This window comes from Parafrankia elaeagni (assembly GCF_000374165.1).
In the GTDB taxonomy this organism is placed as follows: domain Bacteria; phylum Actinomycetota; class Actinomycetes; order Frankiales; family Frankiaceae; genus Parafrankia; species Parafrankia elaeagni.
The window spans coordinates 1-12,714 of the sequence record NZ_KB893786.1; the positions used below are offsets into that span (position 1 = coordinate 1).

12 protein-coding genes and 1 pseudogene are annotated in these 12,714 nt (G+C 69.0%); 10 read left to right on the forward strand and 3 right to left on the reverse strand.

Annotation, left to right across the window (positions count from 1 at the left end):
- Positions 1 to 37: 37 nt before the first annotated feature.
- Together B207_RS36410 and B207_RS42170 are read right to left on the reverse strand one after the other, a co-directional pair.
- Positions 38 to 577, reverse strand: a complete 540-nt coding sequence (locus B207_RS36410) for a lanthionine synthetase LanC family protein (RefSeq protein WP_326829404.1) — start codon at positions 575 to 577, stop codon at positions 38 to 40.
- A gap of 93 nt (positions 578 to 670) precedes the next feature.
- Positions 671 to 799, reverse strand: a pseudogene (locus B207_RS42170) (Scr1 family TA system antitoxin-like transcriptional regulator); the annotation flags it as partial.
- Positions 800 to 2,042: 1,243 nt separating this feature from the next.
- On the opposite strand from B207_RS42170, the gene B207_RS0130380 reads away from it, so the two are divergent.
- The 10 genes from B207_RS0130380 to B207_RS0130425 all read left to right on the forward strand — a co-directional run bounded on the left by B207_RS0130380 (position 2,043) and on the right by B207_RS0130425 (position 11,830).
- Positions 2,043 to 3,620, forward strand: coding sequence for an AfsR/SARP family transcriptional regulator (locus tag B207_RS0130380; RefSeq protein WP_154675735.1), 1,578 nt, complete (start codon positions 2,043 to 2,045; stop codon positions 3,618 to 3,620).
- 345 nt (positions 3,621 to 3,965) lie between these two features.
- A complete protein-coding gene (locus B207_RS0130385) occupies positions 3,966 to 4,181 on the forward strand; it encodes a hypothetical protein (RefSeq protein WP_035743126.1) in 216 nt (71 codons plus the stop codon).
- A gap of 5 nt (positions 4,182 to 4,186) precedes the next feature.
- Positions 4,187 to 4,690: a DUF6879 family protein gene (locus tag B207_RS36415; protein WP_326829406.1), complete on the forward strand. Its 504-nt coding sequence runs from the start codon at positions 4,187 to 4,189 to the stop codon at positions 4,688 to 4,690.
- 46 nt (positions 4,691 to 4,736) lie between these two features.
- Positions 4,737 to 5,558 (forward strand): helix-turn-helix domain-containing protein, encoded by an 822-nt coding sequence (locus tag B207_RS0130395; protein ID WP_018640471.1) that lies wholly within the window; start codon positions 4,737 to 4,739, stop codon positions 5,556 to 5,558.
- Between the two features lie 134 nt (positions 5,559 to 5,692).
- On the forward strand, positions 5,693 to 6,850 hold the full coding sequence (locus B207_RS0130400; RefSeq protein WP_026311599.1) for a hypothetical protein: 1,158 nt from the start codon (positions 5,693 to 5,695) through the stop codon (positions 6,848 to 6,850).
- Positions 6,847 to 7,440 (forward strand): 3'-5' exonuclease, encoded by a 594-nt coding sequence (locus B207_RS0130405; RefSeq protein ID WP_018640473.1) that lies wholly within the window; start codon positions 6,847 to 6,849, stop codon positions 7,438 to 7,440. Before B207_RS0130400 ends, B207_RS0130405 begins: the two co-directional genes overlap by 4 nt.
- Positions 7,415 to 8,068: a dTMP kinase gene (gene tmk, locus B207_RS0130410; RefSeq protein WP_018640474.1), complete on the forward strand. Its 654-nt coding sequence runs from the start codon at positions 7,415 to 7,417 to the stop codon at positions 8,066 to 8,068. The genes B207_RS0130405 and tmk overlap by 26 nt, the downstream gene beginning before the upstream one ends.
- A 127-nt stretch (positions 8,069 to 8,195) precedes the next feature.
- On the forward strand, positions 8,196 to 9,017 hold the full coding sequence (locus B207_RS0130415; protein ID WP_084692396.1) for an SAM-dependent methyltransferase: 822 nt from the start codon (positions 8,196 to 8,198) through the stop codon (positions 9,015 to 9,017).
- A gap of 433 nt (positions 9,018 to 9,450) precedes the next feature.
- On the forward strand, positions 9,451 to 10,644 hold the full coding sequence (gene fxlM, locus B207_RS0130420; RefSeq protein WP_026311601.1) for a methyltransferase, FxLD system: 1,194 nt from the start codon (positions 9,451 to 9,453) through the stop codon (positions 10,642 to 10,644).
- Positions 10,645 to 10,936: 292 nt separating this feature from the next.
- On the forward strand, positions 10,937 to 11,830 hold the full coding sequence (locus B207_RS0130425) for a methyltransferase domain-containing protein (RefSeq protein ID WP_026311602.1): 894 nt from the start codon (positions 10,937 to 10,939) through the stop codon (positions 11,828 to 11,830).
- Positions 11,831 to 12,273: 443 nt separating this feature from the next.
- Here B207_RS0130425 and B207_RS36420 read toward each other — a convergent pair.
- Positions 12,274 to 12,714 (reverse strand): transcriptional regulator (locus B207_RS36420; protein WP_018640478.1); only part of this gene is annotated, 441 nt, incomplete at its 5' end.

Below are 12,714 nucleotides of genomic sequence, written 5' to 3' on the forward strand. Positions count from 1 at the left end.
GTCAACCCGCACCAGGCGGGCCTGATTGCGGGAGTGCTCACTCGCTGGCCGCCGGGTGTGGGGCCGGCTGAGCCGGTGGAAGGTCGAGTAGGAGAGCGGTCTCCCAGATGGCGCCGGTATCGGTCGCGATGGCGTGCAGGACTGCGGCGATCCCTGCCGCGCCGTCGATGAGGCCGGTGAGTCGCCAGCCGGTGCTGTGCGCTGTGTCGAGGCTATGGAGGAGCTGACCGACCAGGTCGGGAAGGTGGCTGCCGAGCGGGTAGAAGCGGGCATCGGTGGCGGCGCAGCGCACGGTGGCGACCAGGCCCGCCCAGCCATGGCAGATCGCCGGGTCGACGAACCGGGCGAGCTGGGCGGGGTTCGTAAGGCAGGCGGCGAGGGCTTCCTCGGCCCGCTGGTGCCGGGCGGTGTCAGCCAGGGCGATGGCGGCGAGCTGCTGGGCGCGGGCCAGACCGGGAGTGCCGTAGCACCAGGACGCGCGTCCTGGGCCGGGCTGGGTCGGTCGACCTGCCAGCAGCTCGCTGCGCGTATTCGATCTTCTCGGCGGCGCTCTCGCCGACGCGCACAGCCCGGACAGACGGCCGTTACCTTCGGTGTCTGTGCCCGCACCCGAACCAGCCCACCCTAATTACGCGCCGGCCCCTTCCGACGCTCCCGGCGGCGGACACGTCGGGTCGGCAGGGTTCGGGAAGTCGAGGATGATGAACGCCCCCTGCATGCCCGCGTGTGCACCAGCGGCGTGGGGGATGAGCTGGATAGTGATGTGCGGTTCCCTGGTTGCGCCGATGAGTCGGTGCAGCGACATTTTCGGTTCCCGGAGGGCAGCGCATGGGGCGGTTCGGAGATGGCGGTGAGGCAGCGAGCCTGAAGGCGGGGGCGAAACTCGCGGCCGCGTTGGGTAGTGGGCAGCGTCTGTCACCCGTGGAAAGGTCACCGGGGTGGTGCCAGGGAGACGAGCAGGTGTTCGAGTCCATACCGTGCCGGGTGTGGTCCCGGCCGCTCTCCGAGGAGCACAGCGGGGGCGGTGTCCAGGCCGCCTGGTCGGGGTCCTTGACGGACGGTTGGATCCCGCAGGGCGCTGGCCGGCTGTATGTGACGCAGTTCCAGTGCACGGTGGACCGGGACGGCGTCTGGTATTCGTTTCCGTACACCTGGGGTATCTCCCTACACGTTCGGTACCCCTACCTGGACGTGCATCCCCGCTACGGGTCTCCACTCCGCCTGACGGTTGATCATCCACATCGGATGAAGGTCCTCGCCGATCATCTGATGGCGAGCGCTACCACTCCTGATCCTCGCTCTGCGAAACCAGGGTTGATCATCGGCGATGATCGGTCATTGTCGGACTAGATGTCCGCTTTGACTCGTGGCAGTGTTTGAGTGACAACACGGCCACGGAGGTACAGATGCGGCGGCGGGTGGGGACAGCGGCCCTGTTCGCGGTCGGAGTTCCAGCCTGCTGCGGTCTGCTGGCGGGGTGGCCCTGGTCGGCGGCGATCGCTCTGCCCGACGGCGGCGCCGCGACCGCTCGGGCAGGCGCTGCCCTCATGGGCTGGGTGTTCTGGTTATTCTTTCTGCTGGCCGTCGGCGTGGGGCTGGCGGCCGGGGACCGGCCGAGCGTCACCGTGCCGGGCTTGAGTCCGGTGCAGGCGCTGGCCGCACGTCTGATCGCCGGGTACGGCCCTCGCCCCAGCCTGAGTGTCTTCACCGTCCCCGTACAGCGGCCCGCCTCGGCTTCGCCCGCCACGCGAGAACGACCGTGGCGGGCTCCCCAAGCACGTCCGCGGGCGCCACGTCTAGCGCCGGCCAGCCCCGGCAGCGCCGGTGAGTCCACCCTGCCGGGGGGTCCGCCTGCGGGCCGGCCGCCGTTCTTGCCCTCCCGCCCGCCGACCAGCCCGTCGCGGGCCGCCTCGACGTTGACACGGCCGGGACGCTTGCCCCCGCTCCCCTTTCCCACCTTTCCCCGGACGCAGGTCGGGGGGCAGGCCCCGTCGCGCGTCGAGGCGCAGGCGAGCCGAGACCTGCCCGACGCGGCTGCAGTCATGAGCGGTTCGGATCGCGGCAGCCGGGATCTTGCCACGGCTCTGTCGCGGACGGAATGCGTCCGCCTAGCCGGGCCGGGCGCTCAGGGTGCCGCCCGCGCGTTGCTCACCGCCGCGCTCCTCGCACCAGCCGACGGCGACCATCCCCTCTACCGGGTCGTCACCACGCAGACCGACCTCGACGCCCTCGATCTTGCTGGCCTCGACCCGCGACCCGATCTGATCATCACCGCAAGCCTGGCCACAGCGCTACGACACCTCTCCGGGGAAGTGCTGCACCGTTCCTGGCTCACGTCCTGCGTCGCGAACACTGCCGGGGCGGCCCTACCGCGGACTGTGCAGGAACTGCGAGCCGCGCTCCCGGAAGAACAGCTCCCCGGCATTGTTCTGCTCACGACCGAGCCGCAGGCCGCCGGCCCGGCGCTGGCGGCGTTGCTGTCCCACGGCGCCGCCTACGGCCTGGGCGCGATCCTCGTGGCCGATCATGTCCGGCCGGGCGTGATCGAGGTGGCTGCGGACGGCACCGTGACCGCTGCCGGCGACGCCCTGCACCGCTTCAGGACCCTCACAGCGCCGGCCGCGAAGGCCCTTTTGCAGCCGCGCCCTGTTCCCGCAGGCGCGCCCACAGAAGCAGACCAAGGCGGGACAGGCCGGGACAGCGAGATCACCTACCCGCTCACCGCCTACTCCCCTGCCCCGCCACCGGCCCTCCCCGCCCCTCCGCCTCGACGCCCAGTGCTGGCCTCTGGCTCTGTCCCCGCCGAGCAGCCAGCGCGCGACGAGCCGTCGGCAGAACGGCCGGTGTACCTGCACCTGTTTGGCCCCCCGCGGCTCGTCGTTCAGGGCAGCCCCCTGTCGCAAGGCCTACGGGCACGTGCGGTGGAGCTGATGGCCTACCTGGCTGTGCATCCTGATGGCGCCCGCACCGGAACGATCATCGCTGATCTGCTTCCCGACGCCGAAGACGAGACTCGCGCGAAGAATCTGATCTACACCGTCATCGGCTCTCTCCGAGATCTGCTACGTACCGCAACAGGTCAATCCAGAACCTGGTTCATCGAACGCACCACGAACGGCTACAAGCTCGACGACACCTTGATCGACGTCGACCTCTGGCAGATCCGCGCCGCTCTCACCACCGCGGCGACAACACCCGACGCCGTCCGCCGCTGCACAGCCGTCACCACAGCGCTCGCCCGCACCGGCGCCCGCCGATTCCTCGACCAGGTCACCTGGGAGTGGGCCGACTCCCACGTTCTCACCGTGCACCACCGGCTCCTCGACGCCTCCCGCCGGCTCGCCACAGACCTCGCCGCACGGGGCGACACCGACCAGGCCCTCGCCGTCCTCCACGACGCGCTGGTGATCGACCCCTACGCCGAAGACCTTTACCAGCAGCTGCTGCGGATCCACGCAGCCCGCGGTGATCAGCCCGCCCTGCACCGCGTCTACGAGCTGCTCCGCACCCGCCTCGAAGAGATCACGACCCGGCCCAGCCGAGCCAGCGTCGATCTCTACACCCACCTCATGCGGGGCCCGCACCCGGCAGATCGGCACCCGCCGCGCCCGCGGCCCTGAAACGAAACGGCGACGTCACCCGGCTATGCCGAAGTGGAGTCCAGGGACGTGGTGTACGGATCTGATCTTTCCGCGGTTGGCTGACGGCCGGCAGCGTGCGGATTCTCCGGGTCGTCTGCGAACGTCATGACAGTGGTGACGGGACCGAACACTGCGCGGGGCCTCTCCACGGGCGGGCGATGATCAGGCGAGGTTACGTAGCCGTCCCCGGCCGATCCACCAACGCCGACCTGAGGGAGCCGCGACCACGCTTCTCCCGATCGGAACGCTGCCTCGCTTGACCTGGTGGGGACCCGCCGCCCACGATGGTCAAGAATGTTGCGCGCACTTTCTTGGAGGTTGACCATGCGGCTGACCCTGCTCGGCACTGACTCCCAGGCGGGGCGCTGCCCTACCTTGTACGCCACCGACCGGGACACCTACGTCATCCAGGGCTGGACCGTCACCGACCCGGAGGCTCTGAGCGATCTACAGAACGTGTTGGAGGGCGAGACCTTCGTCGAGGTCCCCAAGGCGCTGTTGCGCTTCGCTGAGGGTGACTACGGGAAGGCGGAGCACTGAATCTGATCAACGATGCCCAGTTCGACCGGCTCTTCCTCGACTTCGAGCACACGGCTTTCCGGCTGGAGGCCCAGGAGTTCTACGCTGAGCCCTATGAGGCGGAGTCGCTCCGGCAGTTCGTAGGCGGCGAGGAGGTCGACCTCGGCTGGTTCGGGGACTGGCTCGCCATGATCCGCCAGGCCACCGCGCAGGGGCGGCAGTTCACCCGTGTCCGGGTCGTGAGTCTCCCGCTGACCGACTACAGCCGGTTCGGGGTGTACTGCTCGCAGTTCACCAACGCTGCGGGCGAAGACATCCGCTACCTGCCCCGCGACCGGGCCGTCGGCCTCCCTGGCTACGACTACTGGCTGTTCGACTCCCGCAAGCTGGCCCGTATGCACTTCGAGAGCGACATGACCTTCCTGGGCGCTGAGGTCATCACCGATCCCGCCGTGGTGGTGCAGCACTGTCACTGGCGCGACGCCGCCTGGCACCGCGCCGTCCGGCGGGATGACTTTGCCGCCGAATAGATCAAGTAGCTCCACCAGCGTCCAAGAAGCTCGCCGCGTGTTGGGGATGCGTCTCCGCCAGCTCCGCACGTCAGCGGGTCTGACAGGTCGTCACCTGGCGGAGGCCGCGTCCTGGCCACCATCCAAGATCTCCAAGCTGGAGAATGGCCGCCAGACCCCCACGGACGAGGACATCCGGACCTGGACGGAGCTGACCGGTACGGAGGGCGAGACCGAGGCCCTCCTGGCATCGCTGCACACCCTGGAAGTGCAACACGCAGAGTGGCGACGACTGCTGTCTGCGGGCCTGCGATCACACCAGGACGATCTCGCCGGCATCGACGCGAAGACCCGGCTGTTTCGCGTCTTCGAGCCCACGGTGATTCCTGGCCTGCTACAGACGGCCGAGTACGCCCGCGCCCGCTTCGCCGAGACCGTCACCGTCTTCCGGGTGCCCGGCGGTGTGGACGATGCGGTCCGAGCCCGGATGCAGGGCCAGGAGCAGCTGTATCGGGCGGAGAAACGCTTTCATTTCGTGCTCACCGAGGCTGCGTTGCGGTACCGGCTGTGCGCGGTCGACGTCATGCTGGCCCAGCTCGACCGGCTGGTGGCACTGTCGGCGCTGCGAAACGTCCGGCTGGGCGTCATCGGCTTCGCCACCCGGTACGTCGTCGCGCCGGCGCATGGCTTCTGGCTGCTCGACCAGGACCTGGTGACGGTGGAGACCTTCTCCGCCGAGCTCAACCTGGCCCAGCCTCAGGAGATCCAGTTCTACGCCGGTGTCTTCGAGCAGCTGGCCGGCGTCGCCAGCTACGGCGGCGCCGCCCGAGCAATCATCACCCGGGTGATCGATGATCTAGCCGCTGAGGCGGGCGAGGCTGGCGCGTAGTTTCGCGGGGACGCGCAGACGCCTCGATGTTCGAGAAACATCAAGAAACATTCTGGCAGAATCACCCGATCGCTCCTTACCCTCCGACTCAGACAGGTCACCGCCCCGGGCCAACGGGGCATGGGAGGGCATGAATGAGCACCCTCGTTCCGCTGTTGCGCAGCGGACAGATCGAGCAGCTTTCGCCGCGCGCACGCGAGGTCGTTGAGTACCGCAAGAGCGGGCTCTCCCTCAACCACATCCAGGGCTGCCCCCTGGACTGCGCTTACTGCATCCGTCACACCTACGGCCTGTGGGACCAGCGCCAGCCACGAGCGGTCATGTCCGACGCCGAAGCCGTCGCATCTCTGGTGGCCCACCCGTACTTCCGGGCGGATGTCACGCCCGTACAGCTGTTCAACCGGGCCACCGAACCCTTCCTCCCCGCGGTGAAGCCGCACACCTTCGTCGTGCTGGAGGATCTCGACAGCCGGGGCCTGACCAACCACGTCCTCGTCATCACCCGTCACCGGGTCAAACCCGAGGACTGCGCCCGGCTGAACCGGCTGAAGCACCTCAAGGTGACACTGCTGTTCACCTACTCCGGTATCGACGACCAGCGCATCGAGCCGTACCCCTCGACCGTGGCCGCCGCCTCCCTGGAACTGGCGACCAGCATCCAGCCCCGGCGCTACCGCACGATCTTGTACTGGCGTCCCCTGGTCCCCGGTCTCAACGACACCGACGAGCACCTGGCCCGCGCCGCCGACCTCAGCCGCCACGCCGACGCCACCGTCTTCACCGGCCTGTTCTACCGAGACCAGATCGCCGGCTACTACCAGGCGGCCGGCCTGCCGGAACCGTACAGCGGCACCGCCCGCCGCAAGATCGTGCCGGAAACCTTGGAGCAGCGGGTCCTGGAAGCCGTGGCCGGCCGCGGTCCGGTGTTCCGCAAGACCTCCTGCGCGGTCTCCTACGTGCACGACCTACCCGACTACAACGGGCACTACGGCGTCCGGGAGCTGTGCGACATCTGCCCGCTCGCACAGATCAAGCGCTGCCGCCAGGCCCATCACACACCGACCGCGGAGCAGGTAGCCGCCCTGTCCGCCGGAGTGCCGGACACCGAGGGACTGGAAATCCTCGACATCGACGACCGGGCGGTGGTCGTCGATGGCCTTCCTCACGAGCAGCCCCGCTACTTCCTCCAGCACGCCCTACGCTTCCAGATACACGACTTGCGGCATCCTCACTACATCGGACGGCACGGTCGCGCCGACATCGGGTGGCAGCAGGAAGAGAGCAGCTCGTGACCGACTGGACCAGCCGCGACTTCACCGTCGTCGACCTCGAGGGCAACGGCCAGCGACCACCCGACCTGGTGGAGCTGGCCGTCGTACCAATCACCGCCGGTGCCATCAGGAAGCCCGTGACCTGGCTGGTACGCCCGCAGACGCCCATCACCGGCTTCGCGCGCCGCATCCACGGCATCACCAACGAGATGGTCGCCGACGCGCCCGTCTTCGCCGATATCGAGAAGGACGTACGCACGGCGCTGGAGGGCGTCGCCATCGTGGCCCACAACGCTCCCGTGGACCTGGGCGTCTTGCGCCGCAAGCTTCCCGGCTGGGAACCGGTCGAGGCCTTCGACACGCTGCGGCTGGCCCGCCGGCTACGGCCGGACCGCGTCAGCTACCGCCTCGGCGCGCTCGTCGAAGCCTTCGACTTGGCCGAAGGGCTGCCTCCAGAGCTGCGTCCCCACCGCGCCGCCTACGATGCCCTCGTCGCCGCCCGGCTGTTCGCACTGCTGGCCACCAGCCCGCAGGGTCGGCCCCTCACCCTCGCCGAACTCCGCGGTCAACCATCAGGAGACGGCGATGCCCCGCCTGCGGCCCTTTTCTGACCACCAGCGCGGCCTGTTCATCAGCGTCGACGGGCCCAGCGGAGCCGGGAAGTCCACCCTGGTCGGCCATTTGGCGCAGCTGCTCGTCGCAGGCGGCGAAGACATCCACCTCACCCTGGAGCCCTCCACCGGCCCCATCGGCGCGCTGGCCCGCGACCTGACCGAAACCGTGACCGGCCACGCCCTGGCCTGCCTCTACGCCGCCGACCGCTACCACCACCTCGACACCGAGATCCGGCCCCACCTCGAAACCGGCAAGACCGTCATCTCCGACCGGTACATCCCCTCAGGTCTGGTGATGCAGCGCTTCGACGGCATCGACCCGGCCTTCCTCTGGGCGCTTAACGCCGAAGCCGACCGGCCCGACCTGTGCATCATCCTCGAAGCCGATCCCGCTATCATCGCCCGCCGGCTCGTCGACCGGGGTGCCCACAACCGTTTCCAGCTCACGGCGGGCTCCAGCCACGCCGAGGCCCACTTCTACCGCCAGGCCACCGACCGTCTGGTTCAGGCTGGGTTCGACGTCCTGCGCATCGATTGCAGCCAGCGCCCACCGGAGGAAGTCGCCGTCGCCATCCGCGACCGTCTCGTGGCCTTCTTCGCGCAGGCGACGGAAACCGAGAAATAACCGCCGGCCACGGCAATCATCCCATACACGTCTACAGATTTACGCAATCGATTAGAGAAAGAACGCCGCCGTCTGCCATGCGGCCTGCATGAACGATTGACTACTAGCGGTTCGCCAGAGGTTCTTCATGGATCACTGCCCATCTATCCGTCCACGCAACCAGTTGCAATCCGCGGTTCCCCACTCCGCACGGATGTACGACTATTATCTGGAAGGGAAGGATAATTTTGCCGCGGACCGGGAGGCCGCCGAGGCGGCGGTGGCGGTTTTTCCGTATATAGCGGAGGCCGCGCGGGCGAACCGGCGGTTCCTACACCGGGTTGTACGGTACCTGGCCAGGGATGCGGGGATTGACCAGTTCCTGGACGTGGGGACGGGTATCCCGACGTCTCCAAACCTGCACGAGGTCTCCCAGGCCCTCGTGCCGGAGACGGCCGTGGTGTATGTGGACAACGATCCGCTTGTCCTGGCGCATGCCCGCGCGCTGCTGCCCAGCTCACCTCAGGGGCGCACCGCGTATCTGGACTGCGACCTGCTGGACCCGGAGCGAATCATCACCTCGGATGAGGTCCGGCAGACGTTAGACCTGTCTCGACCGGTGGCGTTGACGCTGATCGCGGTGTTGCATTTCGTGCCCGACGAGGCCGACCCGCTCGGTGTGGTGGGCCGCCTGCTGGACGAGCTGCCCTCGGGCAGTTACTTGGCCCTCTCACAGATGACCGCCGACTTCGCCGAGGAGAGCATCGGTCTCCTCGCCGAGACCTACCGGGACCGGGGTATCGCCGCGCAGCCGCGTAGCCGTGCCGAGGTGGCCAAGTTCGTGGAGCAATTGGAACTGGTCGAGCCCGGGATAGTTGCGGCACATCGATGGCGCCCCGACACTGATCTGGATCTCGGCCTGCGGGACGAGCAGGTGTCGGTCTGGGCTGTCCTCGCCCGCAAACCGTGACCAGCCCGTGCCTAGGACGTCCACCGGCTAGCAGCTGTGCGGAGCGTCCACCGGGCCGAGCATTGCAGCTACGGCCGTGCGGCCCACCTTCGCCTCTCGTCGGATGGTGGCAGTTACCCGAGGCAGCGGCTGGGTCGCCCTCGGCCATCCGCTCTCGTTCGCCCGACCGACCCATGCCCGGCGGCCGTCGGCCAGCCGCTACCGCGAAGCGCCGCCGCGCAACTCCACACCGACCCGGCGCTCACCGCGGCGCAGGTGCGCGGTCACCCACCGCGTCACGTTGCACCTCGTCCCTGCCCTCCGCCGTCGACTCCTCCCGGAGCCGGCCGAGCCAGGAAGGGCATCGCTTCGTCCTGGACCCACCCCATCCCGCGACCACGACGCCCGCTGTCTGACATGCCAGCGGCGACCATCACCGAAAGAGATCGTCCCCGTGAGCCTGCCTACACGCGCCAGTTCCCCCGATGACCTCCACGCGGCGATGGTCCGCCGGCTCACCCGGTCCGGGAAGATTCTCACCGGTGCCGTGACGGAAGCGATGGCGGCCGTGCCCCGCCACCTTTTCCTTCCCGACACGCCCCCGCGAGTGGCTTACTCCGAGCAGGACATCACCACCAGGCACGCCGCCGACGGACCGGTGCTGAGGTGGATGTCACGGCCGGGGACCGTCGCGATGATGCTCGAACAGCTGCTCGTGCTTCCCGGCCAGAGCATTCTCGAGATCGGCACCGGGACCGGCTACACCGCCGCGCTCCTCGCCCACCTCACCGGCGAGGCCGGACAGGTCACCACCATCGACATCGATCCCGACGTCACCGCGGCGGCCCGTGAGACCCTCACCGCGACCGGCCACGGCGCGATCGCCGCGATCACCGGCGATGGCCGCCATGGCCACTCCGACGGCGCGCCCTACGACCGGATCGTCGCCGCTGGCGCCTGGGACATCCCCGGGGCCTGGTGGGACCAGCTCGCCCCCCGCGGCCGTCTCGTCGTCCCCCTACGGGTGCGCGGCGCGAGCTACAGCATCGGATTCGCCCACCGGGGCGACCGCATGGTCTCCGACACCCTCGAACCCACCGACCTCACACCCATGATCGGCTATCAAGGCGAGCAGACCGCACCCCTGTACCAGGACGACCTCGTCTCCCTGGCCTGGGACCACGACCAGCCAATCACCAGCGCCGATCTCCACGGAATCCTCCACCGCGACCGGACTGTCGCGACCTCCGGCGTTACGTCACTGCACAGCACCCCGGTGGACGGCATCTGGCTACGTCTCGCCGCGACCGAGGAAGGCTGCTGCCGCATCACCGCCCAGCCTCCTGCCGTCACCTCGCAGCTCTGCACACCCGCGATTCCGCTGGGTAGCCCGGCTCTGGTCGACGCGGACTCCCTGGCCTATCTCACCCGCACCCGCGAGCCGGACGGCTACTCCCACGTCCTGGGCGCCGTCGGACACGGCCCCAGGCGCCACCGGCTCACCGACCGGATCATCGACGCGATCCACGCCTGGGACACCGACCGCACCGCAGCACCCACGATCACGCTGCACCGCGGATCACCCGACACCACCACCCACACCAGACCGATCACCAAGGGCGATGACTATCTGACGATCACCTACTGACCTCGCCATCCAGATACCGGGCCTGACCACCACGGGGACACCGAGGCGGCCCAACCCGCACGTTCACGGCTGACTGTGCGCCTCCCACCAGGGACACCCAGCTCACATCACCGGCCGGTATGAACCGGACGCTGCCTGCAGGCCCTGGCTGGGCTCTGCCACCACTTCCTTCCTGCCCACGGCCCGTCGCAGAGGCACAGCGCCGGACATGGCCGCCGCACGCGAGCCATGTCCTCCACGAGGGCCTGGCAGAAAGGTGACCATCCGTCGCCCCCGCATCCGAGAGTGATTCATGGCTTCCACACGTCCCTCTAAAGCCGCACGGAGCAGCCGGTCCGCCCGCCCCTCCAGCCGTTCCGCCGGTGGCCATGCCGATGCGGATCTCCTGATCGTGCGCCGTCATCAGGATCATCCCGACACCCGTCGCCGGCTGTCCTCCGTCGAGACCACCGTCTTGGCGGGTGCGCGGGTCTGTCCCGGGCAGGACCTGGTCGATCTGAGCCAGGCGTCGGCCTTGACGCCGGCCGCGCTCGGGGCCGTCGTCCCGGGAGGCAGCGTCACGACGCTGACCCCGACTGCCCCGGCATTGCACCGGATCCGACCAACTCCGGAGAACGGCCACACGTGGGGGTCGGTCTGGGACCTCACCGAACGCCCCCTGCCACTGCCGGATGCCAGTGTCGACGCGGTCATCGGTCGCAGCGTCCTCGCGCCGCTCTCGCACCCCCGCCGCATGCTGATCGACATCGCCCGGGTCCTCAAACCGGGGGGACGGCTGTCGGTCCACGAAATCCTGCTGGGCCAGCGCCGACCCGTCGCCCTCGACGGGCTCAGCGCGCATGAAATGGCGCAGGCTGAAAGGGTCCTCACCGCCGTACGGCCAGCCGCCCACGCCTTCACCGTGCCGCACGCGGTTGGAAACGCCCGCCTCGCCGGCCTCACCCACATCGAGTACACCGAAGAAACGGTGACCGTCCCCCTGATAGGGGTGACCGCGGCCGATGACGCGCTGCACGCCCGTGGCCCGGCTGGCGAGTCCGCCTACCAGGCGATCGGCCGCGTCCTAGGCGCCTCCTTCGGGCGCCAGTACGCCGAAGCGTGGCGCTCGACCGCCCGCCGACGCCCCATCATCCTGGAAACCCCCACCGCCTACCTCACCATGGTCAAACCGGACACCACCGGGTGACGGCACCGAGGCGACGGCGCCCAGCCGCCCTCGCGGACGCCCGCTGTCGCTACTGTGCGACGCCGCCGGGGTATTGATCTGTCGCCATCCAGGGTGATCTCCCGGGTGGTCTGGCGCCGTTCGGTGCGCTTGACGTGCCGCTCGTAGCCGCGCGTCCCTGGTGCGCGGTCTCCGAGTAGCAGGACTGCCCGGCACCGCCGCGGATAGAGAAGGCCTTGCGGCCGAGCATCTTCATGGTGCGTGTCCTTCCTATCGCGGCCAACTGACGGCGGGCCGGGCCGCGCGGTGACACACCGGCTGGTCGAGCCTGCGTCCCCCGAGAGCTCGGGGACCACAGGCCATGGGAGAGGGGAGCCGTGTTGGGTCTTGGTGCCTGAGAAGAGTGGTCCCGTACGCGGCGGGGTGGGCGGGCAAGGTAACGGGGTGAAGTGCCTCGGGGTGGATCAGACGGTGTCGAAGGGGTCCGCGACGTCGCTCGTCGGGTCAAGCGCCTCCCAGCGCCGGAGCATGTCGAGGAGCTGGGTGTGGTCGAGGGTGTAGAGGGTGGCGAGAGCGCGCAGGTCGTCGTGGCGGATCGAGAGGACCCGCCCGGCGTAGTCGCCGCGTTCGCGCTGGATCGCGGCGACCCAGCGGCGCAGCGGGCCTGCGTCCTCGGTCTGGACACGGGCCAGTGCGGGCAGGTTGAGCACGACCCGGGTGGTGCGCGGCGGGAGCGGGTCGGGACGTCCGTCGGGCAGGAAGGCGTGGATGGGTACGTCGTAGAACGCGGCCAACTGGCCGAGGTTCTCGATGCTGATCATGCGGTCGCCGCGTTCGTAGGAGCCGACCGCCGCCGTCGTCCACCTGCCGTCGGAGGTGGCCTCCAGCTTCTGGAGAGACAGGCC